23 protein-coding genes and 1 pseudogene are annotated in these 26,323 nt (G+C 71.1%); 6 read left to right on the plus strand and 18 right to left on the minus strand.

The features are described from left to right. Nucleotides 1-77: 77 nt before the first annotated feature. Entirely contained in the window at nt 78-3,218 is a 3,141-nt protein-coding gene (locus ACFVT5_RS35615) for an alpha-N-acetylglucosaminidase (protein WP_389896801.1), read from the minus strand. A 212-nt stretch (nt 3,219-3,430) separates the two neighbouring features. On the opposite strand from ACFVT5_RS35615, the gene ACFVT5_RS35620 reads away from it, so the two are divergent. Next, the gene (locus ACFVT5_RS35620; protein WP_389896803.1) at nt 3,431-3,898 is read left to right on the plus strand and encodes a hypothetical protein; all 468 of its coding nucleotides are present in this window, start codon (nt 3,431-3,433) and stop codon (nt 3,896-3,898) included. A 64-nt stretch (nt 3,899-3,962) separates the two neighbouring features. On the opposite strand, the gene ACFVT5_RS35625 is transcribed toward ACFVT5_RS35620, so the two are convergent. The 7 genes from ACFVT5_RS35625 to ACFVT5_RS35655 all read right to left on the minus strand — a co-directional run bounded on the left by ACFVT5_RS35625 (nt 3,963) and on the right by ACFVT5_RS35655 (nt 10,454). Beyond that, nucleotides 3,963-5,525, minus strand: coding sequence for a DUF1996 domain-containing protein (locus ACFVT5_RS35625; RefSeq protein ID WP_389896805.1), 1,563 nt, complete (start codon nt 5,523-5,525; stop codon nt 3,963-3,965). Nucleotides 5,526-5,710: 185 nt separating this feature from the next. Further along, nucleotides 5,711-6,361: a LuxR C-terminal-related transcriptional regulator gene (locus ACFVT5_RS35630; RefSeq protein ID WP_389896807.1), complete on the minus strand. Its 651-nt coding sequence runs from the start codon at nt 6,359-6,361 to the stop codon at nt 5,711-5,713. Next, nucleotides 6,346-7,605 (minus strand): histidine kinase, encoded by a 1,260-nt coding sequence (locus ACFVT5_RS35635; RefSeq protein WP_389897000.1) that lies wholly within the window; start codon nt 7,603-7,605, stop codon nt 6,346-6,348. The genes ACFVT5_RS35630 and ACFVT5_RS35635 overlap by 16 nt, the downstream gene beginning before the upstream one ends. A gap of 170 nt (nt 7,606-7,775) precedes the next feature. Further along, nucleotides 7,776-8,426 carry a winged helix-turn-helix domain-containing protein gene (locus tag ACFVT5_RS35640; protein ID WP_389896809.1) on the minus strand — a complete coding sequence of 217 codons (651 nt, stop codon included), beginning with the start codon at nt 8,424-8,426 and terminating at the stop codon, nt 7,776-7,778. Between the two features lie 119 nt (nt 8,427-8,545). After that, complete coding sequence (locus tag ACFVT5_RS35645; RefSeq protein WP_389896811.1) at nt 8,546-8,674, minus strand: hypothetical protein; 129 nt, start codon at nt 8,672-8,674, stop codon at nt 8,546-8,548. A gap of 159 nt (nt 8,675-8,833) precedes the next feature. Beyond that, nucleotides 8,834-9,874, minus strand: coding sequence for a glutamine synthetase (glnII, locus tag ACFVT5_RS35650; RefSeq protein ID WP_389896813.1), 1,041 nt, complete (start codon nt 9,872-9,874; stop codon nt 8,834-8,836). Nucleotides 9,875-10,013: 139 nt separating this feature from the next. After that, nucleotides 10,014-10,454 (minus strand): MarR family winged helix-turn-helix transcriptional regulator, encoded by a 441-nt coding sequence (locus tag ACFVT5_RS35655; RefSeq protein WP_389896815.1) that lies wholly within the window; start codon nt 10,452-10,454, stop codon nt 10,014-10,016. A gap of 96 nt (nt 10,455-10,550) precedes the next feature. Between ACFVT5_RS35655 and ACFVT5_RS35660 the strand changes: the two genes are divergently transcribed. Beyond that, on the plus strand, nt 10,551-11,453 hold the full coding sequence (locus ACFVT5_RS35660; protein ID WP_389896817.1) for an alpha/beta fold hydrolase: 903 nt from the start codon (nt 10,551-10,553) through the stop codon (nt 11,451-11,453). Here ACFVT5_RS35660 and ACFVT5_RS35665 read toward each other — a convergent pair. Continuing rightward, nucleotides 11,434-12,078 (minus strand): hypothetical protein, encoded by a 645-nt coding sequence (locus tag ACFVT5_RS35665; RefSeq protein ID WP_389896819.1) that lies wholly within the window; start codon nt 12,076-12,078, stop codon nt 11,434-11,436. The genes ACFVT5_RS35660 and ACFVT5_RS35665 overlap by 20 nt on opposite strands. A gap of 350 nt (nt 12,079-12,428) precedes the next feature. On the opposite strand from ACFVT5_RS35665, the gene ACFVT5_RS35670 reads away from it, so the two are divergent. Together ACFVT5_RS35670 and ACFVT5_RS35675 are read left to right on the plus strand one after the other, a co-directional pair. Next, nucleotides 12,429-12,719 carry a hypothetical protein gene (locus ACFVT5_RS35670; protein ID WP_389896822.1) on the plus strand — a complete coding sequence of 97 codons (291 nt, stop codon included), beginning with the start codon at nt 12,429-12,431 and terminating at the stop codon, nt 12,717-12,719. Nucleotides 12,720-12,988: 269 nt separating this feature from the next. After that, entirely contained in the window at nt 12,989-14,341 is a 1,353-nt protein-coding gene (locus tag ACFVT5_RS35675) for a DUF2252 domain-containing protein (RefSeq protein ID WP_389896824.1), read from the plus strand. On the opposite strand, the gene ACFVT5_RS35680 is transcribed toward ACFVT5_RS35675, so the two are convergent. From ACFVT5_RS35680 to ACFVT5_RS35705, 6 genes are all read right to left on the minus strand, one after another. Further along, the gene (locus ACFVT5_RS35680; protein ID WP_389896826.1) at nt 14,319-15,683 is read right to left on the minus strand and encodes a DUF1254 domain-containing protein; all 1,365 of its coding nucleotides are present in this window, start codon (nt 15,681-15,683) and stop codon (nt 14,319-14,321) included. The genes ACFVT5_RS35675 and ACFVT5_RS35680 overlap by 23 nt on opposite strands. 12 nt (nt 15,684-15,695) lie before the next feature. Then, nucleotides 15,696-16,691: a DUF1254 domain-containing protein gene (locus ACFVT5_RS35685; RefSeq protein ID WP_389896828.1), complete on the minus strand. Its 996-nt coding sequence runs from the start codon at nt 16,689-16,691 to the stop codon at nt 15,696-15,698. A gap of 4 nt (nt 16,692-16,695) precedes the next feature. Next, a complete protein-coding gene (locus ACFVT5_RS35690) occupies nt 16,696-17,154 on the minus strand; it encodes a hypothetical protein (protein ID WP_389896830.1) in 459 nt (152 codons plus the stop codon). 313 nt (nt 17,155-17,467) lie between these two features. Beyond that, nucleotides 17,468-18,457, minus strand: a complete 990-nt coding sequence (gene meaB / locus ACFVT5_RS35695; RefSeq protein ID WP_389896832.1) for a methylmalonyl Co-A mutase-associated GTPase MeaB — start codon at nt 18,455-18,457, stop codon at nt 17,468-17,470. A gap of 4 nt (nt 18,458-18,461) precedes the next feature. Then, on the minus strand, nt 18,462-20,669 hold the full coding sequence (scpA, locus tag ACFVT5_RS35700) for a methylmalonyl-CoA mutase (RefSeq protein WP_389896835.1): 2,208 nt from the start codon (nt 20,667-20,669) through the stop codon (nt 18,462-18,464). Further along, the gene (locus ACFVT5_RS35705) at nt 20,669-22,522 is read right to left on the minus strand and encodes a methylmalonyl-CoA mutase family protein (protein WP_389896837.1); all 1,854 of its coding nucleotides are present in this window, start codon (nt 22,520-22,522) and stop codon (nt 20,669-20,671) included. The genes scpA and ACFVT5_RS35705 overlap by 1 nt, the downstream gene beginning before the upstream one ends. Before the next feature lie 157 nt (nt 22,523-22,679). On the opposite strand from ACFVT5_RS35705, the gene ACFVT5_RS35710 reads away from it, so the two are divergent. After that, a complete protein-coding gene (locus ACFVT5_RS35710) occupies nt 22,680-23,135 on the plus strand; it encodes an ATP-binding protein (RefSeq protein WP_389896839.1) in 456 nt (151 codons plus the stop codon). 235 nt (nt 23,136-23,370) lie between these two features. After that, nucleotides 23,371-24,525, plus strand: coding sequence for an MFS transporter (locus ACFVT5_RS35715; protein ID WP_389896842.1), 1,155 nt, complete (start codon nt 23,371-23,373; stop codon nt 24,523-24,525). Between the two features lie 37 nt (nt 24,526-24,562). Here the strand turns inward: ACFVT5_RS35715 and ACFVT5_RS35720 are convergent, their stop codons facing one another. The 3 genes and pseudogenes from ACFVT5_RS35720 to ACFVT5_RS35730 form a co-directional block, all read right to left on the minus strand. After that, entirely contained in the window at nt 24,563-25,069 is a 507-nt protein-coding gene (locus ACFVT5_RS35720) for a hypothetical protein (protein WP_389896844.1), read from the minus strand. Next, entirely contained in the window at nt 25,066-25,833 is a 768-nt protein-coding gene (locus ACFVT5_RS35725) for an MFS transporter (protein WP_389896846.1), read from the minus strand. Before ACFVT5_RS35725 ends, ACFVT5_RS35720 begins: the two co-directional genes overlap by 4 nt. Nucleotides 25,834-25,950: 117 nt before the next feature. After that, nucleotides 25,951-26,141 (minus strand): annotated as a pseudogene (locus tag ACFVT5_RS35730) (ArsR/SmtB family transcription factor); the annotation flags it as partial. Nucleotides 26,142-26,323: the final 182 nt, after the last annotated feature.

Consider the following 26,323-nt stretch of genomic DNA (forward strand, 5'->3'; position numbering starts at 1 on the left):
CAGCAGAACGAGCGAATCGTGCGATGGTCACCCCCGCCGACGCCCGACCCTTCGCCCCCCACCGCCCCCCAGCAGCCCTACCGGTCGCCGGAGTTACTCGGTCCGCCGACCTCCCAACCGCTGAACTCCACCGTCCCGCGCGCCCCACCACCCCCGTTCGTCGCGCTCATGAACAGCCCCACGTCCTGCACGGCCGCCGCCCCCGGCACCGCGACCGTCGCGACCGTCCGCCAACTCGCCCCGTCGTCCGTCGAGCAGTCCCCGGTGTACGCGCCACCCGCGCGGGTGAGCCGCAGCAGCACCGGGGCCTTGATCCCGGTGATCCGCTTGTACGTGTCGAGCGTGCCGTCGCCCGTGGTGTCGTAGGACAGGACGACACCGTTGGCCGGGGTCACCGCCAGATTCAGGAAGCCCGCCGAGCCGGCGGTGGCCAGGCTGTTCCGGACGATGATCCCGGCCCGCGCCCAAGGTCCCGTCACCGCCTGCGCGTCCACCCTCAGGACCACCGGAACCCCGTCCCCGAACGCGCCCTCACGGTAGACCGCGCCGAACTCCGTGGTGCCCTTCCACAGGTCCGCGCCCGCCCCGTCGATCGCGAACCGGTCCTCCCACTGCCCGAACACCGCCGCGTTGTTGGAGACCGTCCGCCACCCCGCACCCAGCGGCCCCGCCTCGAAAAGGGTGCCCTGCTGGACACCGCTCACCCGGTCCTCACCGCGCGGCCCGTACCGCACGGTCAGCGTGTACGGCAGCGGACGCAGCGGCCGGTCCAGCGGCACGGAAGGGGCACTCGCCCGCCAGGACACCGAGCCGGTACCGGCCGCGGGGACCGACGCCAGCGACACCGGACCCTCGGCCGTCGCGTCGATCCCGGTCAGCGTGAAGTCGACGCGGCCCGTGGCGCGCAGCCCGTTGACGTTGCCGAAGTCGGCCCGCACGCGCGCGTGCCCGCCGGGCGGGAAGGCGGGCGGCTCGGCCGTCACGCTCAACCCACCCTGGTAGGGCGCCTTCGCCAGCGCGTCCCGTACCCGCGTGGCCGTGCGGTACGGGTCGGCGACCGGGCGCATCGGATAGTCCTTGCGCTCCCGCGTCCACGGCTCCTCGAACGCGAACCAGTCCACGGCGGTCGGCGCGCGCCCCGAGGCCAACGCGTCCTGGAGCGCGTCGAGCCACTTCTGCCAGCGCGGCAGATAGAAGTCGGCGACCAGACCGTGCCACTCCCGGTTCCCGTACTCGTGCAGATTGCCCGCGTCCGATGTGGCCCGGCCGCCCCAGGTGGTGATCAGCACCTTCGCGGTCCGCTCGAACTCGGCGCGCTCCGTGTCGTTCGTCGCGAGCCGCCGCGCGTCCTCGATCCACGGCCCGAGCAGGAACGCGCCGTGCGCGCCCGTCACGTCGTCCGAGAGCCGCATCAGCCGCAGCCACAGCGTCGACAGCGCCCGGAAGCTGTCCGGATCCTTGCGGTCGTACGCGGCCCGCAACTGCGGCAGCAACTGCCGGCTGCGGTGCGCGAGCGCCTGCCGGGCCACGTCGACCAGGTCGTAGCGGTACGCGGAACTGCCGCGCAGCGCCGCCGGGACCCCGAGCAGCCCGGTGAGCGCCGCGTCGAAACGGCCCGGATCGTAGGTGAGGGCACGCGGCGCGTACTCGGCGGCACGGTTGGCGGCCAGGTCGGGGCGGGCCGCGAACAGCGAGTCGTGCGGATCGCTGCGCTCCACGGCGGTGTGCCGGTACGCCGTGTCGTGCAGGGCCCGCCAGGCGTCCCGCGCGGCGCCGCCGCGCGCCCCGTACCGGAAGTCCGCGTACGACGCGAACCAGGCGGCGCGGTCCACCGGGCCCGCCGTCCAGGCGAGTTCCGAGAACAGCTCGAAGGCGGCCGGGTCGCGGTCCGTGGACTCCGGCATGTACGCGGTACCGGCGAGCGCGCTGCCCGGCTTGTCGCGCCAGGCGAAGAACTTCTCGTTCCACAGATGGGTGCGGGCCCCGATCGTGGTGCGCCCGCCGAAGTTGGGGATCGTCCCGAACGCGTACGGGGTGCCGCCCCAGTCCTTCTCGCGGTCCCGCACGCTCGTGTAGCGGTCCGAGACACCGTCCACGATCAGCATCCGGTCCCGGTCGACGGCGTCGAGGAGCGCGGGCAGCGGATTGGCCTCCCAGCCGAGGATCACCCAGGTCGCGCCGGGCCGCGCGGCCTGGAGAGCCTTCTCCACGCCGCGTGCCGCGTCCCCGACGGGTACGTCACCCGCGGTGCCGCCCTCGTGCAGCAGATCCATCTTGAAGTGCCGTGCCTCGCCGAACACGTCCGCCTGGTGCCGGTAGAACGCGGCGGCCACGCGCGCGAAGGCGTCGGTGCGCGGGTCGAGCCAGTCGGGCCGGGCGAAGCCGTGCCAGGTGCCCTGCGGGACGACCCGGGCGTCACCGCCGTCGCGTTCGACGAAGCCGTCCGGGACGTGCCCGTAGTAGCCGGGCAGGACGGGCGCCATGCCCAACTCGCGCAGCCGGTCCGCGATGCGGCGGCCCAACGCGGCGCGGCGCGCGAGGAGTTCGGGCGAGAGGGGTCCGCCGTAGTCGGAGAGGTTCTGGAGCAGCCACCACGGCTGGTGCGAGGGCGCGGGCAGCCAGGCCCGCGCCTCCTCGTCGCTGTATCCGACGTCCCGCAGGGTGCGCCGGTAGACCTCCTCGGTGCCCGCGATGACGAGCACCTCGTTGCAGCCGTGCAGCGCGAGGATGTCGATCATCCGTTCCCAGTACGGCCAGTCCGCGTACGGCGCGGTGTAGCCGTCGTTGGTGTCGTTCAGCGCGAATCGGTGCGGCAGCGCGGTCGAGCGCTCCAGGGGCCGGGCGGGCGCGGGCAGTCGGCGCGGCAGGTCGAGTTGGCTGCCGTTCCACGCGATGTGCGCCCCGCACACGTACTTGAGGTACCAGTGGACCCCGGTGAGCAGGACCGCGGGGCTCGTCCCCTCGACCCGGACGCGCCCTGTGGTCCCCGTGACACGGAATCTCTCGCGCCCCGGGTGGGGCGCGACGGGGGTGAGGGTGAACTGTGACGCGTGGTCCGGCAGCAGCCGATTGAGCACGGCGCGCGCGGGAGCCGTATCGAAGGAGGGGCCCTGTGAGGGGCTGCCCGCGGCATGGGCCGGGACGGTCGTACCCAGGACGGTCCCGAGCCCGACCGCACCCGTCGTGCCGAGCACCGTGCGTCGCGTCGGATTGGTCATCTGTACCCCCTGCGTCGGATGGTGCGGCGCACGGTAACCGGGTGACCCACCCGGCTCAACGGTGCGCACGCGGCAGGCGGGGCGTTTTCGCCGTAAGAGAGCAGCACAGGGCAGGACAGAGTAGGGCTGAACAGACCAGCACAGTGCAGGGCAGAGCAGGGCAGTGTAGGACAGGGTGGGACAGTGCAGATGGAGCAGAGGGGACAACGCGGATGAAGCGGTCGGCGAGCGGGAAGTGCGCGGCGGGAGCCGTGGGCGCCGTGGTGCTCATGGCGGCCCTGAGCGGATGCGGCGGCGACCGGGGCGGCGAGGTGCCGAAGACGGCCACCGGCAGCCTGGAACAGCTCGCGTCGAAGGTGAAGTGCCGGCCCGATCTCCAGACCGACGCACAGGAGATCCGGCAGGCGAACTGCAGGACCGGCGACGGCCGGTTCGTCCTCGCCACCTTCGCCACCGACCGTGGCCAGCGCGAGTGGCTCAACGAGGCGAAGGACTACGGCGGTTCGTATCTCGTGGGCCGCAAGTGGATCGCCGTCGGCGAGTCCGACGTGGTGACGGCGCTGCGCGGCCGGCTCGGCGGTGACCTGGAGGAGTCCTCGCACCACATGGGGACCAGTGGCGGGGGTAGCGAGAACATGCCCTCCGAGCACCCTTCCGGGCACTCGGGTCACACAGGATGAGCTGACCGCGCAGGTCTGGTGGACGGGAGAAGGCGGGCGGCCCCAGGGCCGCCCGCCTCCGCCGTCAGGTACAGCTCTTGCCGCGGTTGATGCAGCTCACGGCCTTGTTCATCAGGTTCTCGTCGAAGACGTTGATGAAGTCACCGTGGTCGGTGACGGGCTTGTGCAGCTGCTCGGGGAAGGAGTCGACCGCGAAGTTCCGCTCGGCCGGCACGTTGTACACGATCCGCTGCACGATCTGCGGGATCGCCTTGAACCCCTGCGGGCAGGCGCCCGAGTTGGGGTCGGCGAACGCCACATGCGTACGGTGGTTCGCGCTGTCCGTGTTCTGACCGTCCCAGCAGCTCTGGAAGCGGAAGGTCCGCACCACCTGGCTGCCCTGGGGGCAGAGCGGGTACTTGTCCTTGAGCTGCCGGTTCTCGAATCCGGTGCAACTCCAGGACGCGTTGGCGTTCGCGTTGCCGTTGACGAACGCCTTGGCGTCACCGGTGATGATCCGCAGGAACTTCGGCATGGCGACGACCTTGCCGACCGGGCTGCCGGTGAACTTGATGGAGACCTGCGACGGCGTCTGGATCTGACCGACGTTGCTGTCCTTGCCACCGCCGTCGGCCTCGGCGTCGTTGCCCGCCTGCCCGTTCTGCACCCGCAGCACGGGCCAGTAGTACGTCGACTTGTCGCCCTGGTTCTTGCAGGTGGTCGCGCCGTTGGCGAGGGCGTCGTCGCTGGAGAAGGCGTCCGTCGCCTGGTTGCCGATGTAGTCGTGCATATGGTGGGCGCCATTGCTCACACCCGGCGCGACGATGACGTTGTCCGGGTTGAACTTGCCGTTCTGGTTGGTGCCGCACTTGGTGGTGAAGGTGCCGCGTGCCGCGTTCCGTTTGGCGCGGGGTGTCTTCACATTGGGCTGGACGGACTTGATGTCGACGAAGTCCGCGTCGTTGGGACCGTTGCCCGCCTGACCACCGTTGCCCTGACCCTGACCGCCGTCGCCCTGACCGCCGTTGGCCTGGCCCGCGTCGGTGCCCTGGCCGCCGTTCTGGCCCGGGTCGCCGCCGTTCTGACCGCCGTTCTGGCCGCCGTTCGCGTTCGGGTCCTGTGTGTTCTGACCTCCGCTCTGGTTGCCGCCCTGGTTCGGGTTCTGCCCGTTGTTGTCGGGCGCGCGTCCCGTGCAGGGCGCCATCGAGTCGATCCGCTGCGGCGGCTGGCCGCCCTGGCGGGTGATCTCCAGGCGGATGCGCTGGATGATCGCCGTGCGCCGGTCCTTCAGCGGGCCGAGAATGGAGTTCTGCACGAAACTGGGGTCGCGGGCCGCGGCGTCACGGGACGCCGCCAGTCGCTGGTAGGACTCGGTGATCTGGCTGTCCAGCGTGGCCAGTTCGCCGTCGACCTCCCCGCGTGCGGCGTCCGGCACGTCCCTCAACTCATTGCCGATGTCGGGGCAGTCGATCGTGGCCACGGCCGGCTGTGCGCCCGCGCCGCCGCCTCGCTGCCCCCCGTTCTCCTCGTGTGCGGAGGCATAGACATTGGCCGCGATCAGCCCGCCTCCGCCCAGGAGCAACGCGGCCGACGCGGCTATTGCGCGATTGGCCAGTGTTGATCGCCGTTTACGTGATGTGCGTCCCATGGAACTCCTCTGCTTCCTTGCCGGGCCGGGGGCGTACGGCAGGGGTGAAGCGGCTCCATTCCATACGGGACGCGTGGTGCTGGTGTTCAAACCTCTCAAGAGTTTGTAGGAGTCTCCGTGACCAATTCCTCCTCAACTCCCTCAACTCCCGCACACTCCTCGCTTACGGGCGAACGGCCCACGCGTCACCTTTCCCCGTCGAGATAGGCGAGTACCGCGAGCACCCGGCGGTTGTCGTCGTCCGACACGGGCAGCCCGAGCTTCACGAAGATGTTGGACGTGTGCTTCGCCACCGCCCGTTCCGTGACGACGAGTTGGCCCGCGATGGCCGCGTTGGACCGGCCCTGCGCCATCAGGTCGAGCACTTCCCGCTCGCGCGGTGTGAGCCGGCCGAGCGGCTTGTCCGCCGAGTGCCGCGACAGCAGTTGCTGGATCACCTGCGGGTCCATCGCCGTACCGCCGCCGGCGACCCGGCGTACCGCGTCGATGAACTGCTCGGCGTCGAACACCCGGTCCTTCAGCAGATAGCCGACCCCGCCGTTGCCGTCGGCGAGCAGCTCGCGCGCGTACAACTGCTCCACGTGCTGGGACAGGACGAGGACCGGCAGACCGGGCCGGGCGCGGCGGGCGGCCAGCGCGCACTGGAGCCCCTCGTCGGTGTGCGAGGGCGGCAGCCGGACGTCCACCACGGCCACGTCGGGCGCCAACTCGGCCAGCGCACGGGAGAGTTCGGGCCCCGTCTCGACGGCGGCGGCGATCTCGAAGTCGTATGCCTCAAGGAGGCGGACCAGACCGTCACGCAGAAGAAAGAGGTCTTCGGCTAGGACAACGCGCAAGGGATCTCCATGGTGACCATGGTGGGACCGCCCGCGGGACTGCTGACGGCCAGGACGCCGTCGAATGTACCGAGTCGCCGCTCCACCCCGACGAGCCCCGAGCCCGCGCCGACGACCGCGCCGCCCACGCCGTTGTCCGTCACCGCGACGCGCAGCGCGCCCTCGGCGTGGTGCATGTCGACCCAGATACGGTCGGCGTCCGCGTGCTTGACCGCGTTGGTGACGACCTCGCTGATCGCGAAGTACACCGCCGACTCCACCGGCGCGTCGGGCCGCCCCGGCAGATCCACGTCGACCTCGGTCGCCAGCGGCAGCCGCAGCGCGAGGGCCTTGACCGCGTCGCCGAGTCCGCGCTCGGCGAGCACCGGCGGATGGATGCCCCGGACCAGGTCCCGCAGTTCGGTCAGGGCGTCGGCCGACGACAGGCGGGCCCGGGTCAGGAGTTCCTTGGCCTTCTCGGGGTTCTTGTCGACCAGGGCCTCGATGGTGCCCAGGTCCATGCCCATCGCGACCAGGCGGGCCTGTGCGCCGTCGTGCAGATCACGCTCGATCCTGCGCAGTTCGGCCGCCGAGGTGTCGACCGCGTCGCGCCGGGTCTCGGTGAGGACCCGGACCCGCTCGGCCAGCTCGCCCTGGCCCGGTACGAGGAAGGTCCGCGTCAGCTGGAAGTGCAGGGTGAGCAGCCGCGGCGCCGTGAACACACCGACCGTGAAGAGCACCAGGCCGAGGAGGGCGGCCAGCAGGCCGGTGCCCGGTCCGGCGATGGGCACGAAGCCGTACCAGTAGCCGATGCGCGAGCCGTCCGTGAAGGCCCGCCACAGTCCGGCGCCCAGCGCGATGCCCTCGAACGGGTAGACGATCAGCGCGGCGGGCAGCAGCGCGGTGACGAAGCCCGCCGTCATGTCGGCCGGCAGCCAGGCCAGCTCCCGCCAGGTCGCCGGGTCCTTCAGCAGATGGACACAGAGCCGGACCCGCCCGATGGGGCCGCCCGGCAGGTCCGGCGGCAGCGGGCGGTACGTGGCCGGGATCCGTACGTCGCACCACTCGGCGGCCGTCACGCGCCGCCAGTTCGCGAAGGACCGCACCCAGCCGATCACCGTGGGGGTGGTGAGGAACCCGATGCTCAGCACGGTGAACACGATCGACAGGATCATCAGCACGAAGAGGATGATCGATCCGGCGAGCGCCACGACCGACACCATCAGTCCGCGCACCCCCGCGACCACCGCCGCCCGCACCCTCATGCCCGCACTCACCTGACCGCTCCGTCCGTCGCCCCGGGTCCCGGCCCCCGGTCCCGGCACCAGTCTCCCCGTCCGCGCAGGCTGGGTCACGGGGGGCGCCCCCCGGTTCGGGGGGTGGTGCTGGCCCCACCCCCTCCGGTACGAGGTCCTGGTGCCGGGCGCCGGCGGGACTAGCGCACCGCCGGCGGCGCGTACTTGTAGCCGACCCGCCGAACCGTCTGGATCACCTTGCGATGCTCGGCGCCCAGCTTGCGGCGCAGCCGGGCGATGTGGACGTCCACGGTGCGGCCGTCGCCGACATGGCCGTAACCCCAGACCGTGGTGACGAGCTGGTCGCGGGTGTGGACGCGGTGCGGGTGCGCGACGAGATGGGCGAGCAGCTCGAATTCGAGGTACGTCAGGTCCAGGGCGCGACCGTCGACGTGGGCGGTGCGCTGCGCGGTGTCGACGCCGACCAGCACATCGCCGGCGAACGCGGCCTGGCCTGCCGTCGCCGTGCGGGTGCCGGGCTCCTGGGTGAGGCGGTCGGGGACCGGCACGGGCAGCGGGGGCTGCTGGTCCGCCGGGACCAGCACCAGATAGCCGACCATCGGCGGCTGTCCGGGCAGCGTCGGCAGGGTGTGCTGCGGCGCGGGCAGCCAGGTGGCGCCCGGCGGCAGCAGATCCGCGACGTTCACCACCTCGTCCCGGTCGACGGCCCGCAGTCGGTGCCGTGCGGGGGTGGTGGGGCCGGGCCGCGCGGGACCGGTGGCCGGAGCGGCGGCGGTGGCGGCGGTGGTGGCGTAGCCGGGGAAGGGACGGGGGGAACGGGTGTTCGCCATGAGAGGTCAGCTCTTTCGCGCGAGGAGTCGTCGGTGGCGTCGAGGACGGCGAGATCCATGACTCGCGTCGTCGAGGGACGTACGTCGTGCGCGCTGGCCGAAGGCCGGGGTGAGCGGCTTTAGAGGGCCTGCGCCTTCACCACGCGGCAACACACCCGGTCGAAGTCGTGGTGCTGACGGGACGGCCAGAAGGGCTCCAGGTCGTACAGGTCGGGTCGACCCGTGTCTGCGTTCCGGTTGCTGGCCATGGGCCCATTGAACCAGACCATTACGACACCGAGGAGGGCCCTCTCACAGGTCGGACGCCGCCTTGGCGTGAACTTGACGCAGCGCGAAGGGCGACGGCGCACGAAGGGGGCGCCCACCGGAATCGGTGGGCGCCCCCTTCGTGAGCGGGAGGGTGCGGATCAGACCTGCCCTGCCTTCTCCAGGGCCGTGCAGCACGTGTCGACGATCAGCCGCGTCACCACATACGGGTCGACGTTCGCGTTCGGGCGGCGGTCCTCGATGTATCCCTTGCCGTCCTGCTCGACCTGCCACGGGATACGGACCGACGCGCCCCGGTCGGAGACGCCGTAGCTGTACTCGTTCCAGGGGGCTGTCTCGTGCAGACCGGTCAGCCGGTCGTCGATTCCGGCGCCGTAGTTCTTGACGTGGTCCAGCGGCTTGGAACCCTCACCGAGCGACTCGCACGCCGTGATGATCGCGTCGTACCCCTCGCGCATCGCCTTCGTGGAGAAGTTGGTGTGCGCGCCCGCGCCGTTCCAGTCGCCCTTCACCGGCTTCGGGTCGAGGGTCGCCGACACCTGGAAGTCCTCGGCCGTGCGGTACAGCAGCCAGCGCGCCACCCACAGCTGGTCGGAGACGTCGAGCGGGGCCAGCGGACCGACCTGGAACTCCCACTGCCCCGGCATGACCTCGGCGTTGATGCCGGAGATTCCCAAGCCCGCCTTGAGACAGTTCTCCAGGTGCGCCTCCACGACGTCACGGCCGTAGATCTCGTCCGCGCCGACACCGCAGTAGTAGCCGCCCTGCGGGGCCGGGAAGCCGCCGACGGGGAAGCCGAGGGGACGGTCGCCCTCGAAGAACGTGTACTCCTGCTCGATGCCGAAGATCGGCTCCTGCGCGGCGAACTTCTCCGCCAACTCCGTGAGCGGCGCACGGGTGTTGGACGGGTGCGGCGTCATGTCCGTGTTCAGGACCTCGCACAGCACGAGGATGTCGTCGCCGCCCCGGATCGGGTCGGGGCACGAGAAGACCGGCTTGAGCACCCGGTCCGAGGCGTGGCCCTCGGCCTGGTTGGTGCTGGATCCGTCGAAGCCCCAGATCGGCAGCTCGGCGAGGGCCGGGACCGACTCAGGGGAGCCCGTGAGGATCTTGGTCTTCGAACGGAGCTTGGCCGTCGGCTCGGTGCCGTCGATCCAGATGTACTCAGCCTTGAAGGTCACGGGCCACATCCTTCGGGGAGCGCCGGGCGGCGCGGTCTTCGCGGGTGGCGCCGCAAGGGGCGCGGTGCGCGTGCGGCGGCGGTACCCCGACCCTGTCAACCCGCGATTTCCCGATCGTTGCCCGACGATGAACCCCGTGTTACCCGGCCGCCGTCCGCACACCCTCCAGGAACCCCCGTACCGCTGCCAGTTCCCGCTCGTCGTAGCCGGTGAGCAGGTCCACCGTGCGGTCGATCAGGGGGCCGAAGAACGCCGTGCCCAATGCGATGGCGCGCTCGTCCAGCTCGATGTGGACCCGGCGCCGGTCGTGCCCGTCACGGACCCGGTGCACATGGCCGAGCCGTTCCAGCCGGTCGATGACGGCGGTCGTGCCGGCCGAGTTCAGACCGAGCCGGGTGCCCAGCAGGCCCGCCGTCAGTGGGGTGTCCGCGCGCAGCGCGTCCATCAGACAGATCAGGGCCCGCACATCGGTGGGGTGCATACCGTTGCGGGCCGCGAACTCCGCGTTGAGCAGGCCGAGATCGACGACCACCGCGCGCAGCAGATGCACGATCTCCATCGCCGGGCCCTGCTTCTCCATACCGACCTCCGCGTGGTGTCCGGGCCTGTTTCTGTGGTCGTTTCTGTGGTCGAATATATCTCGCTGAGCGAGATTATTGCCAAGCGAGGGGTCACGATGGCCGGAACGCGGCGGGAGACCGCGCGGGACACCGTCCGCGCGGAGTTCGACACGGCGTACGACGAGGTCATGGCCCGCTGGCCGGACGGCACGGAGTCCCTGACCGTGCCCACGCTGTACGGCCCGACGCGGGTGCACACCTGCGGGCCGCATGACGCGCCGCCGCTCGTCCTGCTGCCGGGCGGCGGCGCGACCTCCGCCGGCTGGTACGCGACGGCCGCCGAACTGTCCGGTACGCACCGGGTGTTCGCGGTCGACATGGTCGGGGACGCCGGGTACAGCACACCGGACCCGGAGCGGCCGGTGCGCGCGGTGAGCGACCTCACGGCCTGGCTGGACGCACTCCTGGACGGGCTGCTGCCGGCCGGGTCGCCCGTCGACCTGTGCGGGCACTCGTACGGGGCCTGGATCGCCCTGCACTACGCGCTGCACGCCCCCGCGCGGGTACGGAGCCTGGTGCTGCTCGATCCGACCGGGTGCTTCGCCGGGTTCCGCGCGGGCTATCTGCTGCGGGCGCTGCCGTTGCTGCTGCGGCCCACGGCCCCCCGGTACCGCCGCTTCCTGGCGTGGGAGACCGCCGGGGGAGCACCGCTCGACCCCGCTCTGCTGCGGCTCCAGGAGCGCGCCGCGGTCCTCCCGACGGTCCGGCCGGTCACCGGCCCCCGCCCGGACCCGGCCGCGCTGCGCGGGCTGCGGTGTCCGGTCCTGCTGCTCCTGGCGGGGGCCGGCCGCGCGCACGACCCTCACCGGGTGGCCGCCCGCGCGTCCGGGACGCTGCCGGAGGTGGCGGCGGCCGTCCTGCCAGGCGTCTCGCACCACGCTCTCCCGTTCGTGATGCCCGCCGATGTGAACAGCAGGACGGCCGCGTTTCTGGGGTCCCTCAGCCGACCTTCTCGATGACCGCGCGGCGGATGAGGAACTTGCCGGGCTCGCGGACCAGTTCGAACGCGGCGTTGTTGAGCAGGGCGCAACTGCCGGAGACCGAAGTGACCTCCACCGTCGTCGACTTGCCGTTGTCCAGGTTGGTGACCTTGAGCTTGGTGCCGGCCGGGAACTGGTTGCTGGACGCGGCCGGGGCGCCGCCCTCGCCGGACAGGGTGACCGTGGAACCGGTGCACACCTGCTGCCCGTTCACGGCCCCACCACCGTCCCCCGCGCCACCGGTCTGCTCGGCGGGCGCACTCGGCGCCGCCGGCTCGGTAGCCTGCCCGCCCCCGCCCCCACTCGCTCCCTGCGCACCGCCGGTCACCTCACAGCCCGATGCCTTCTGCTGCACCTGGATCTGCGCGATGACGGCCTCACGGTTGGCTATCCGGGCCGCCGACTGGGCGTCGGGGTTGGCGCGTTGGCCCTCGATGAACTTCTGGTTGTTGGACAGCGCCGTGTTGAGGCCGTCGCACACCGTCGAGGACTGAGCCGCGTTGCTGTTGGCCGCGAAGGCGAACGCGCCGCCGCCGGCTACGACGGCCGCGCTCACGGCCAGCGCGATCTTCCGCTTCGAGCTGAGGGTCTTCTTCCGCGACATGCGCGACCTCCTGTGGTCCGGTGCGGGTGGTGGTGCTAGGTACGGACCACAGGAGGTCGCGACTCAACGGCACCGCCCGGAACAGGAGTTACGTAAACCACACACGAGCCGCTGAACACACGAGACACCCCACCCGTACGAAACAGACTCACGGCAGTACCCACCCGTCGGTTCTGTTCGAATTTCCACCGCCTCACGCGCATCTCGGGGACCGGGCGTGACACGGTGGCAATTCCCGTGCTCACCTGGACATTTGATGGGCTCTGCGGATCCCTGGATGTCAGTGCCGGGCAGTAAACTGGAGGCAGTGTTCGAGGGGTTCGAGGGGAGCCCCCGTTCGCGACAGGAGGATGCCCGTGCCCGCTGCCGCACTCATGCACCAGCCTCTGCTGATCGACCTTCCGTACACCCCACTGGAGAAGAAGGCGCTGCCCGCGGGACGTCCGCGGGAGTGGTACATCACGCACAACCGCAGGCTCAAGGCCATGCGGCTCGCGATCGCGCTGCTCGACTCGGGCGTGTTCGTGCCGAACCAGGCCCACAACCACCGCATCCGGACGACGGCGGAGCGCATAGGAATCCACCCACCGTCGGACACGACGTGCCACATGGTCCGAGCCTTCATGAGGTACAACCGGTAGCCGCGAACCGCTGACGCGGTGTCTGGAGGGGAGTGGGTGCGCGCCGGCCACGGTGGCGCGCACCCCGCCCGCCCGGCGCTCCGCGCGGGGTTCGAGGGACGCACCCCTTTTACTCGGCCGCATGCCAAAGACGCGTCCGAGGGGGTGCACGCCCCCTCCCAGCCCCCGGCAGGGAGCCGTCACCCATTCGACAAGCCTGGAATGCGTACCCCCCATACCCCCCGTTCACTGGTGTGACAGGTTCAGGGCAGGGGCAGGAGGCGTCGGTCGTGAGTGTCATCCCCGCCACCCCCGCCGAGCGCGCGGCGCGAGGTCGCGCCGCCCGTAAGCGCGCCTCGCGCAGCTCGCACGGTGCCTGGATTCCGGCCGCCGGCCGTCCGGACCCCGTGGCCGTACTGGAACGCAAGGGCGCCGACCACGTACCGGAGTTGCTCCCGATCAGATATGGGCGGATGGCCGTGTCCCCGCTCGCGTTCCTGCGGGGGGCCGCCGCGCTGATGGCCGCCGACCTCGCCGCACAGCAGCACACCGGGCTCACGGTCCAGCTCTGCGGCGACGCCCATCTGCTCAACTTCGGCGTGTTCGCATCGGCCGACGGCACCCCGATGTTCGACCTGACCGACTTCGACGAGACATACCCCGGCCCCTTCGAGTGGGACGTGAAACGGCTCGCCGTGAGCGCGGCCGTGGCCGCCCGTGAGAACGGGCACACCGACCCCCAGGCCCACCGCACCGCCCAGGAGGCCGCCACCGCGTACCGCACCGCGATGCGCCGCCTGGCGACCCGCGGCGAACTGGACGTCTGGTACGACCGCGTCGGCACGGCGGACATCCGCCCCCTGACGCGCTCCGCCGGGCGCCGACGCCGGATCCCCGCGAGCCTCGCGCACGCCCGCCGCCGTACCAGCCTGCAAGCCCTCGACAAGCTCACCGAGAGCGGAGAGGGCGGGCGCCGTCTCGTCCACGATCCGCCGCTTCTCGACCCCGTGGGGAAACCGGACATGGCGGCGCTGCGGAAGATCTTCAACGACTACCGGTCCACGCTCTCCGAGGAGCGCCGACTCCTCCTGGACCGCTACCACTTCGTCGACGCCGCCCGAAAGGTCGTCGGTGTCGGCGGTGTCGGTATCCGCTGCTTCATCGTGCTGCTCACCGGGCGGGACACCGACGACCCGCTGTTCCTCCAGATCAAGGAGGCCGGCCGGTCCGTCCTGGAGGAGCACCTGCCGGACGGCGCGTACGTCCACCCGGCACACCGCGTCGTCGCCGGGCAGCGGCTGCTCCAGGCGTCCGCCGACATCTTCCTCGGCTGGATGACCGGGCCGCAGGGCCGCGCCTACTACTGGCGCCAGGTGCGCGACCCGAAGGGATCGGTCGACATCGCGGGCATGAGCCACCGCGCACTCGTCCGCTACGCACGGCTCTGCGGCACCGCCCTGGCCCGCGCCCACGCCCGCTCGGGCGACCGGATCGCCGTCGCCGCCTACCTCGGTTCCGGCGACAGCTTCGACCACGCCGTCGCCGACTTCGCCCTCCGCTACGCCGACCGGACCGCCCTCGACCACAAGGCCCTGGAGGCGGCCATCGCAGCGGGCGTGGTCACCGCCGCCCACGGCGTCTGACGATCCTCGGCAGCGTGTACGTGCCGTCGATGACCGGGTCATCGGGCAGGTAGAGACGGATCATCGGGCGGAACGGCCCCGGGGGAGCGGGTAGCCAGTTGGCCGTGTCCGTCGGCGGGTCCCGCTGGATCAGGAGGGTCAGCGACCCGTCGTCGGCGTACCGCAGATCCGGCGTACGGTCGCCGATCGAGTAACGGTCCATGGGGTTGGCGACGAGGTGGTACTCCGGGGTGTCGTACATCGTCACCGACCAGAACGCGCCGACCGGCGGCAGGACGTCGAACCGCAGCGTGTACGACCGGGCCCCGGTCAGCGGCTCGCCGTCGGCGTCCCGGAAGGTGACCGCGTACACCGCCTCGTACCCGTGGTTGCCCCACAGCCCGAGCCGCGCGGCGACCGCGCGGCGCAGATAGGAATCCTCGCGGTCGGCGGTCCGCCAGCGCGGCGCGTCGATGGTGCCGACGCCGAAGTGGTCGAGGTTGTAGTCGAAGAGGTGCGGGTCCATCTCCCAGGCCCCGGGTGGCCGTTCACCGTCGCCGGACGTCGGCGTGGTGCTCGCCTCCTCCACCCGCGCCTGCCCCTCTGCCAGCCCTTCGCGCAGCGCCCGTACCAGCACCGGGTCGGCGTCCGCGTACGGCGACGCGCCCTCCTCCAGGAGGCCGATCGGCTGGAACCGCTCCTGGTACGCCTGGTCGGGCGCCGAGGGCGGGAACGCGGCCGTCCACACCCGCAGGCGCTCGAAGAACCGCAGGTCGTCGGGCACATCCGGGTCGGGCTCCGGCAGTCCGGTGGGGTGCGGTGAGCCGACCGGTGTCAGCGTCAGATGCTGGTGCAGGACCCGTACCCGCTCCATGTCGTCGGGTCCGTCGCACGCGTTGCGCCCGACGATCGTCGCGACCGTCGTCGGCGCGTCGATCACCCCGCGCACCTCCGGGGGCACGATGCCCGACCAGCCCGGCGGCACGATCAGCCACGACGCCTCGTCGGTGCCGGTCGCCCGCTGTCCCACGTAGGCGAAGTTGTCGGTCCAGGCGTCCACGAACTGGAGTACGTAGTAAGCCCCGTTGGTGTCCGGGACGTGCAGCAACAAGGGTCCGCCGGAGAGGTCGAGTTGGGCGATCGAGTACGCGGTGTCGTTGTTCACGGACACGAACGGCGTGTCCGGACCGGCCAGCCGGGGCGCGTGCGCGAACCGGTTGAAGGGGCGCGGCGGCAGCGGGCCCAGGCCCTCGCGCACGAAGCCGTCGGCCGCGGTCAGATCCAGGACCAGCGGATGGCCGTACACATACGCGTCGGCGGCGAGCGACCTGAGGGTGGCCAGGGACGGGAGTACGGGCGCCATGGGTCTCCCCTCTCACTCGGTCCCGGCGTGTGCGTCGTCGCCGGGGTCGTCCGGGGACCGTCCGGCGTACCGGGCCTCGGCGGCCGGCAGTCGGTACAGGCCCTTGGCGGCGCCGACCGCGCGGGTCAGGAAGTCGTCGCCCTGCTCCTGCCGGGTGCCGAACCGGTGCGTGGTGCTCGCCTCGGCCTCCTTCAGCAGGGCGCGGGCGTCCGCGATGCCCTGTTCGATCGCCGCCGTCAACTCTGATGTCAGCGCGGCCGGTTCGAACTCGCCGCCGCCCGTCACACCGAGCGCCGCGAGGCGTTCGCGCAGCGGTGAGCCGCCGGCCGGCACCGGACAGAACTGGAGCAGGAAGTCGAGCAGCGTGAAGAACTCGACCGAGCCGAGGTCCTCCTCGCGCCACACGGGCCAGACGGGCTCCGGCGCCGGATGCGGCGCGGGACGGTCCAGGAACCGGGACAGCGGCGTCAGCCGCCAGCCCTCGCGCACCGCCCGCGGCCCGTCGACGTCGTCGGGTCCCGCCGGATACGCGCGCCCCACGATCCCCACCAGGAGGGTGTCCGCGAACAGCGCGCCCGTCAGCCGCGACGGCACACCGCCGGTCCACCCCGGCCCGGCGACCAGATAGTCCCCGGCCGCCCGGCCGGTGGTCCGCGAGCCGATGAAACCGACGTACGGGGTGTCCAGATCGTGCACCGTCAGCACGTAGCGCCGGTCGGTCGCGGGTACCGACACCACCCATGGCTCGGCCCGCAGATCCAGCCAGGCCCACGAGAGCGGGGTGCCGTGGTCCGCCGTCACCCCGTCCGGGGCGGCGGGCGTACGGGGGCGGGAGCGGGTGTCGTGCCGTGCGTGGTGCAGGAAGCGGCCGAAGCCGCCCACCGAGCGCGGATCGGCGTCGTCGACGGCCTGGGCGTACAGGGTGCGGTAGTTCTCCAGCACCGGGTATCCCCAGATCCAGCCGTCACGGGCGGTGGCCCGCGCCGAGTCCGCGCCCGGTTCCGGCATGGGCTCAGACCACGGCCCTGCGGCTGTGGGCGGTGCACAGGGCCCAGATCACGAAGATGTCGATCGCGATCACGGTGAGCGCCCACAGCGGCTGGTAGGGCAGCCAGATGAAGTTGAGCAGGAGGCTGAGCGACGCCAGGCCCACGCCCAGCGCCCGTGCCCAGTCGGCGCCCTTGAGGACGCCGTAGCCGACCACCGCGAGGACGACACCCAGGCCGATGTGGATCCAGCCCCAGGAGGTCAGGCTGAACTTGAACACGTAGTTGCCGATCGACGTGTAGATGTCGTCCGTGGCGACCGCCGCGATGCCGTTCAGGATGGCCATGATTCCGGAGACCATCAGCAGGACACCGGCGAAGACCGTGCCACCCGTGGCCCAGCTCTCGCGGGCGGAGGTGGACCGGTCGTGCGGTGCCCTGCCGGGCGCCGGGGCGCCGGCCGACGGAGGTGTGGAGGTGCTCATGGGGTCTCCCCTCGAAGCTCGGTCCTCCGGCCGCACGGCCAGAAGGACCCGGTGCCCCGAGCATCGGCCCGCCCGAACGGCGAGGCGATCGGAGTGCGTCCAAACGGGTGAAACGCAGCCGGTGGGGAGGCGCCCTAGGGGGCCCTGGGGAAGGGGCGCAGCCCTTTGGGGAGGCTTGACGGGGGGCACAGCCCTCTGGAGGGGCTGAAGGGGGGCGCGGCCCCCTTTCCCGCCGCAGCGGCGAGTACCCACGACGGCGAGTGTCCGGCGGAATCGAAGCCGGCCCCAATCGGGCACCCGCTCGGCGGAACCCTTACTCCCCGTACTCGAAAGCCCGCAAAATCCGCTCGGCGGCACTCGTCGCCGTCAGCTCCCCCTCCCGTACCCGCTGTTCAAGCCCGGCGGCCAGCCCCCGTACCACGGGATGCCCCCGCAACCGTCCGAGCAGCTCCTCCTGGACCATGGTCCAGGTCCAGTCCACCTGCTGGTCGCGCCGCTTGGCGGCCAGTCGGCCGGTCGAGTCGAGCAGTGCCCGGTGCTGATCGACCCGCTCCCAGACGGCGTCGAGCCCGGTACCTTCCCGCGCGCTACAGCTGAGTACCGGTGGCCGCCACACCGCGTCCGCGCCATGCATCAACCGCAACGCACCGGCGAGTTCGCGGGCGGCCGACCGGGCGTCGCGTTCGTGTGGACCGTCGGCCTTGTTGACGGCGATGACGTCGGCGAGTTCCAGGACCCCCTTCTTGATGCCCTGCAACTGGTCACCGGTCCTGGCCAGCGAGAGCAGCAGAAAGGTGTCGACCATGTTGGCGACGGCGGTCTCGGACTGCCCGACGCCGACCGTCTCCACCAGCACCACGTCGTATCCGGCGGCCTCCATCACCACGATCGACTCGCGTGTGGCCTTGGCGACCCCGCCGAGCGTGCCCGCCGTCGGTGAGGGCCGGACGAAGGCGTCGGGATCGACCGCCAGCCGTTCCATCCGGGTCTTGTCGCCGAGGATCGAGCCCCCGGTCTTGCTGGACGACGGGTCGACGGCGAGTACCGCGACGCGGTGCCCGAGTCCGGTGAGCATCGTGCCGAGCGCGTCGATGAACGTGGACTTGCCCACGCCCGGCACCCCGCTGATCCCGACCCGCCGGGCCTGCCCGGAGTACGGCAGCAGCGCGGTCAGCAACTGCTGCGCCAGCTCACGGTGGTCGCTCCGGGTGGACTCGACGAGAGTGATCGCGCGCGCGATGTGCGCGCGCCTCCCGTCGAGTACGCCCTTCACATAACTGTCGAGATCGATCGCGCGCGCCATGGGCTCACAGCTCGTCGGGCTCGTGCCCGAGCTGGGCGGCGAGTCGTTTCACCAGGTCGTACGCGGCGTCCGGGATGACCGTGCCGGGCGGGAACACCGCCGTGGCGCCCGCCTCGTGGAGCGTCTCGACGTCCTGCGGGGGGATCACCCCGCCGACGACGATCATGATGTCCTCGCGGCCCTCCTCGGCGAGCTGCTCGCGCAGCGCCGGGACGAGCGTGAGGTGCCCCGCGGCCAGCGAGGAGACACCGACGATGTGCACGTCCGCCTCGACGGCCTGCCGTGCGACCTCCGCCGGGGTCTGGAACAGCGGGCCGACGTCGACGTCGAAACCGAGGTCGGCGAACGCGGTCGCGATCACCTTCTGGCCCCGGTCGTGCCCGTCCTGCCCCATCTTGGCGACCAGGATGCGCGGCCGGCGCCCCTCGGCCCGCTCGAAGGCGTCCACGAGTGCGCGGGTGCGCTCCACGGACGGGGACTCGCCTGCCTCGTTGCGGTACACACCGGAGATCGTACGGATCTGGCCCGCGTGTCGCCCGTACACCTTCTCCAGGGCGTCGGAGATCTCGCCGACGGTCGCCTTGGCGCGGGCCGCGTCCACCGCGAGGGCGAGCAGATTGCCGTCCAGGCCGGGGCCGGAGCCGCGTTCGGCGGACGCGGTCAGGGCCCGCAGTGCGTCCTGGCAGCGGGCCTCGTCGCGCTCGGCGCGCAGCCGCCGCAGCTTCTCGATCTGCTGGGTGCGCACGGAGGAGTTGTCGACCTTGAGCACATCGATCTGCTCGTCCGTCGCGACCCGGTACTTGTTGACGCCGATGACCGGCTGCCGCCCCGAGTCGATCCGCGCCTGGGTACGGGCCGCCGCCTCCTCGACCCGCAGCTTCGGGATGCCCGCGTCGATGGCCTGCGCCATACCGCCCGCCGCCTCGACCTCCTCGATGTGCTGCCAGGCCCGCCGCGCCAGGTCGTACGTCAGCTTCTCGACGTACGCGCTGCCGCCCCACGGGTCGATGACCCGGGTCGTGCCCGACTCCTGCTGGATCAGCAACTGCGTGTTGCGGGCGATCCGCGCGGAGAAGTCGGTCGGCAGGGCGAGCGCCTCGTCGAGGGCGTTGGTGTGCAGGGACTGCGTGTGGCCCTGCGTCGCGGCCATCGCCTCGACACACGTACGCGTCACATTGTTGAAGACGTCCTGCGCGGTCAGTGACCAGCCGGAGGTCTGCGAATGGGTGCGCAGCGACAAGGACTTGGTGTTCTTCGGCCCGAACTCCTTGACCAGCTTCGCCCACAGCAGCCGCGCCGCCCGCATCTTCGCGATCTCCATGAAGAAGTTCATGCCGATCGCCCAGAAGAAGGAGAGCCGTGGCGCGAACGCGTCCACATCGAGCCCCGCGTCCCGGCCGGCCCGCAGATATTCGACACCGTCCGCGAGCGTGTACGCCAGCTCCAGATCGGCCGTCGCACCCGCTTCCTGGATGTGATAGCCAGAGATGGAGATCGAGTTGTACCGGGGCATCCGCTGCGAGGTGAACGCGAAGATGTCGGAGATGATCCGCATCGACGGCTTCGGCGGATAGATATAGGTGTTGCGGACCATGAACTCTTTGAGAATGTCGTTCTGAATGGTCCCGGCCAGTTTCTCCGGCGGTACGCCCTGTTCCTCGGCGGCGACGATGTACAGCGCGAGAACGGGCAGCACGGCGCCGTTCATCGTCATCGACACGGTCATCTTGTCCAGCGGAATACCGTCGAACAGTTGCCGCATGTCGTAGATCGAGTCGATGGCGACCCCGGCCATGCCGACATCGCCCGTGACACGCGGGTGGTCACTGTCGTAACCGCGGTGCGTCGGCAGGTCGAAGGCGACCGAGAGGCCCTTCTGTCCGGCCGCGAGATTGCGCCGGTAGAAGGCGTTGGACTCCTCGGCCGTGGAGAATCCGGCGTACTGCCGAATGGTCCAGGGCTGATTCACGTACATCGTCGGATACGGGCCCCGCAGATAGGGCGCGATACCGGGATAGGTATCGAGGAAATCGAGCCCTTCCAGGTCCCGTCCGGTGTACAGCGGCTTGACCTGGATTCCCTCCGGGGTGTCCCACAGGAGATCGCTGTCGTCCTTGCCGGTGGATTCCTTCACTGCTGTACGCCACCGGTCGTCGGACCCGTCCGAAGAACCGGTGCCCAATTCGACGCCGGAGAAATCGGGAATCGCCATCACGACACTCCCAGAGAATCGAGTACGGAGGTGAGGACGGCCACCGCGTCGCCGCCGGCGGACACATACGCGTCCACATCGGCGTACTCACCGGGCCTGCCCGCGAGGAACACCCGGGTCGCGCCGGCGGACTTCAGCGCGGCGGCGACCGTCTGCGCCTGTTCCGCGTACAGCGCGTCGCTGGAGCACAGACACGCGATCGACGTCCCACTCGCGGCGAACGCCCCGGCGACGGTGGCCGCGTCCACGGACACCGGATCGTGCACGGGCTCGATGCCGCCCGCCTGGAACAGGTTCGACGCGAACGTCACACGCGCGGTGTGCGCGGCGGCCGGGCCGAGTGCGGCGATGAACACCTTCGGGCGGGCGCCGGTCGCGGCGAGATGCGCGTCGGACCGGGCCCGCAGCGCCTCGTACGCCTCGTCGCGCCGGACCCGGGGCAGCCCGCCGGTGACCGGGGCCGGGGCGGGTGGCCGCTCGACGGTCCGCTCGGCGAGGTCCGGGAACTCGCTGACGCCGGTGATCGGTTCACGGCGCCGGGCCAGCGCACGGCTGCGCTCGGCCCAGGTCGCGGCGAGCCGGTCATGGATCAGCCCGGACCGCAGCGCCGCGCCCTGCCCCCCGGCCCTCTCGATCGTCCGGAAGAACTCCCAGCCCGCGTGGGCGAGTTCGTCGGTGAGGCGCTCCACGTACCAGGAGCCGCCCGCCGGGTCGATCACCCGTGCCAGGTGCGACTCCTCCAGGAGGATGGTCGAGGTGTTGCGGGCGATACGGCGGGAGAAGGCGTCCGGCAGTCCGAGCGCGTGGTCGAAGGGCAGCACCGTCACGGCGTCCGCACCGCCGACCCCGGCGCCCAGACAGGCCACGGTGGTCCGCAGCATGTTCACCCAGGGGTCCCGGTGGGTCATCATCACCGACGAGGTCACGGCGTGCTGCCGCTGCGCGCCCGCGCCCGGCGCGCCGCTCACCTCGGCGACCCGCGCCCACAGCCGCCGGGCCGCCCGCAGTTTGGCCATGGTCAGGAACTGGTCGGCGGTCGCCGCGTACCGGAACTCCAGTTGCCCGCAGGCGTCCGCCGCCGAAAGGCCCGCGTCCGTCAGGAGCCGCAGATAGGCGACACCGGTCGCGATCGACGCGCCCAGTTCCTGCGCCGCCGACGCCCCGGCCTCGTGGTACGGCAGTGCGTCCACGGCGAGGGCGCGCAGCCCCGGCCAACGGCTCACGGTCTCCCGTGCCAGGGCGACCGCGTCGGCCGCGTCTGTGGCCTGTCCGCTGCGGGCCTCGTGCCCGAGCGGGTCGGCGCCGAGCGTGCCGCTCGCCTCCGCGCGGGGGATGCCCCGCTCCTCGTAAAGCCGGAGCAACTCCCGTGCGGCGGCGCCGTATTCGGCGCCCGCTTCGAGGGAGACGGCCGCCAGATCGAGGTATACGCCGTCGAGTACCGTGGCGACACCGGAGACGGGGATGCCGTGCGACCCGGCGGTCAGCCACAGCGACGTGACCCCGTTCTCCAGATCGGCGAGGACCGCGTCACGGGTGCCCCCGGGATCCGTACCGGCGTACCGCTGCCGTACGTCCCAGCCGCCCGGGGTCACGCCCTCGGGTCGGGAGCCCCGGACATACGGGCTGAGACCCGGATAGCCCGAGGCGCCGGGCACCGCGTCCCGCGCGGTGTACAGCGGCCGGGTGCCGAGCCCGTCCTCCAGCGTGGTGGAGAGTGCTTCCTCGGCGGCGTCGCCCGAGACTTCCTTGCCCGACTTGCGCAGTACGCCCTCCACGAGGCGCTGCCACTGCTCATGGGTCGCATCAGGGAACTCGGCGGCCAGCGAAAGCCCGTCATCGGGCAGGACCGTCATGGTCCCGATGCTAGAACAGCACACTAGAGTCGCATCAGGGCTACACACTGTGACCTTGCCCTCTTTGGTAAACCCTTGTTAGTCGGCGAAGCCTTGTTCCTGAGTCCGAGGCTGGCGGATGCCTTCGGTGAGGTCGTCGTGGCGAAGGGGGAACGCCGTGCTGAACGTGCCGCTGCACCGGGACTTCCGGTACATCCACGAACCGCGGCCCGTGGACGACCCGGCGATCCCCGTACTCGGGCACGAGGACCTGGTCGCCGGGTTGCTGCGCCGGCTGACGTACTCGCACGGCGGCACGTTCCTGATCACCGGCTTCCGTGGCGTCGGCAAGTCGACCCTCGTCCTGCGGGCCCTCGACCGGGCGGCCCGGGACGACACCCGCGCCGATGTCCTCCTGACCGTCCATCTCGATGTCGCCCGCCGCATGGAACCGGACCAGTTACTGTTCGCCGTCGTCCGCCGCATCTTCGAAACGCTGGACGACCGGGGTGTATCCGCCGCGTTCCGCGCCGTCCTGCGCACCTGTACGGCCCGCTCCCCGGAGGACCGGTACCAGACCCCGGCGGACTTCCTGACCGCACTGGCGGCGATCCCGGAAGCCGGGCCCGCGTAATTCCGTGGCCCCGGCGGCGGGGGTAGGCATAGGGTCGGCGGCCGGAGGTTGGACATGGGTGGAGACGGGGTACCCGGGAAACACCGCACGCGCTGACGTGGTTCGACTGTGACCTGTTGTCGCGTGCTGCTCGGTGTGGTGGCACGGCGAGGCGACGTCCCTGATGAGGACGCCGCCTGATCTCCGTTCTCCTGTTTGCGGCCCGAATCTGTGGCCCGAAGGGCTCTGCCTCGCCATGCCTCTCCTCGTCCTCGCCTGCCTCGCCTACGCGGGAATCGCGCTCCCCGACAGTGTGCTGGGCATCGCCTGGCCTTCCATGAGCACCGAATTCCGGCAGCCCGTAGGGGCGTTGGGCCTGCTCCTGCCGTTCGGTATCGGCGCGGCGGTGCTGTCGAGCGCACTGACGGGCCGTCTGCTCAACCGCGTACGCATGGGCCGCCTGCTGTCCTGCGCCACGGCCCTGTCCGCCCTCGGCCTACTCGGCCACAGCCTGGCCCCTTCCCTGTGGGCGGTGATGGCGGCGACGGTCTTCCTCGGACTCGGATTCGGCGCGATGGACTCGGCGCTGAACGTCTACGCCGCGAGCCATTTCGGCGCCCGGCACATCAACTGGATGCACGCCAGCTACGGATTGGGCGCCGTCGTCGGCCCGGCGGCGATCACCATGGCGCTGAGCGCGGGCATCGGCTGGCGGTGGACGTACGCGGTGTTGGCGGCGGTGCTGCTGGCCCTGGCGGCGACGTTCGCCCGAGCGTGGCGAACCCCGATGGACGTCCCGCGGTCAGTGGCCGCCCCCTCTTCCGGAACCCGTTGGTCCGGGTACATGATCACTTCCCTCAGCGCGGCGGTCTTCGCGATCCACCTGGGCATCGAAGGCGGGATCGGACTCTGGGCGTACGTGTATCTGACGGACGGCAAGGGCCTGACCTCCTGGAGCGCTGGCCTCGCGGTCTCCGCCTACTGGGCGGTCCTGTGCCTGGGCCGCCTCATCCTGGGCTCCATCGCGGAACGCACCGGCCCGGCACCGGTCCTCCGGGCCTCGGTCGTGGGCATGACGGCAGCCGCGGCACTCATGACGATCCCGGCCCCGACCTCGGTAGCCGTAGCGGGCATGCTCCTCCTGGCCGTGGCAGCAGCCCCCATGTTCCCCCTGCTGATCCTGACGACAGCAGACCGAGTACCCCCGTCGGACACCCACCGCACCATCGGCATCCAAATAGCGGCCTCAAAACTGGGCGCGACCATCTTCCCGGCCCTCACCGGCCTCCTGATCCAACACACGGGCCCCCGGATCCTGGCCCCGACCCTCCTCACCCTCACCACCCTCCTGGCGACGGCCTTCACCCTGCTCACCCACCGCCCGAAGCCACCGAAGCCGCGGGACGAGTGAGGGCGGCCGGCCGAAGCGGGTCCGTTGAAGAAGGGCTTCAGTGTCGGTCGTGGGTGAGGGCCGTGGTCTCGCGTACGGCCTCGGCGATGGCCGGGTAGTCCTTCTTCAGGATCGCACCGTGGTTGCTGGCGACCTTCGCGCTGAGCTGTATGTTCGGCTTGCGTGCGAACACCGGGTCGAGACCCGCGCGGATGCGTTCCTGCTCGTCGCCCTTGCTTCCGAAGGACGCTCCCGAAGCAAGCACGTACCGTACCGGGATGGTGATGTCGTCCAGGACGGGGCCCAGTTCGCGTTCCCGGGAGAGTCTGCCGACCTCGATGTTGCTGGTCGCCATCTGCGCGGCGGTCATCCGCGGGGTCAGGCCCGTCGGACGCAGCAGCGGCATGAACCAGCCCATCCGTTTGAAGAACCTGCGGATCCGCACCTCCATCTCGTCGGTCAGCCAGTCGTACGGTTGCGCGCCGTCGACCAGGACGGCGCCGAGGGCACGGTCGGCGGAGAAGGCGGCGGGCAGGTCCTCATCGGTGGCGGAACGCCGGATCACCGGCCCGCCGGGTGGTGAGGACGGCGGAGCAGGCGGCACCGATCGCGGCCCAGGCGAGGAGTGCCGCGGCCCAGGGCCGGGTGCCGGGCGCGACGGTGGTCAGGGCGGCGAGGATCGCGGGCAGGGCGAGGGCAGCGGAGAGCATGAGCGGTCGGTCGCCGGTCCGTCGCAGGAACCGGGGCAGCAGCAGCGCCGTGACGATCGAGCCCGCGCCGTAGGCGCCGAGCGCCGGGGGAGAGGTCGCTCGCCGGGCGGCCGAAGTGGTCGCGGACCAGGACGACGGTGTTGACGAAGACGATCGCGCCCGCGGCGGCGACCGCGAGGTCAAGAGCGAGCAGGGCCCGCAGCCGGGGAGTGGCCCAGAAAAGGCGGGTGCCGAAGACGGTTTTGGCCCGGATGCCTCCGGTGCGGCGGCGCGCAGGGGCCGGTCTGGGCAGGACGGCGAAGACAACCAGGGCGGCGGAGGCGAGGAATCCGGCGGTGGTGCCGACGAAGAGCCAGTCGTAAGAGACGAGTGCCAGCAGGTCGGCGGCGAGCGCCGGGCAGAGCAGGCTCTCCAGGTCGTAGGCGAGCGGGGACATCGACAGGGCCTGGGTGTAGTCGCGTTCGACGGGAAGCAGCTCGGGGATGGCGGCCTGGAAGGTCGGTGTGAACGCGGCGGATGCTGCCTGCAACAGGAAGATCAGGTCGTAGTCTTGCCAGACCTGGGTGACGAACGGCAGGGTGAGCGCGACTGCGGCCCGGATGAGGTCCGTCGCCACCATCAGTCAGCGCCGGGGTATGAGGTCTGCGAGTGCTCCGGCCAGCGGGGCGATGCCGACATAGGCGATCATCTTGATCGCCAGCGCAGTGCCGAGCACCGCGCTGGAGGCTTTGCCCGCGATGTCGTACGCGAGCAGGCTCAGAGCCACGGTGGCCAGGCGCCGCAGATGACCGTGGCGCAGGGAGTAGACGACGCGTCGGCCGTCTTTTGGCTGATGACCAGTCCGGCCAGCCCGAGCTTGGCCAGGTGCTGGCTGACGGATGGGCGGGCGGCGCCGCTCTTCAACGAGCAGAGCGGGCATAAGGAAGTCCGCTACCCCGTAGCCGGGGTAGCGGACCTCTTACACCTACTGGCGGCGCGTCAGTGAATCGGTCCGCCGGTGCACATCCGGTGCACAAGAGGGTGGAAAACAAGCAGTGTCAGTGAGAACTGATGAGAAGAGTTTTCGCAGGTCACAGCTTGCCTGTGGGACTTCCGCTCAGGCGGAGGGG

It is taken from the genome of Streptomyces sp. NPDC058001, assembly GCF_042886315.1.
Classification (GTDB): Bacteria; Actinomycetota; Actinomycetes; order Streptomycetales; family Streptomycetaceae; genus Streptomyces.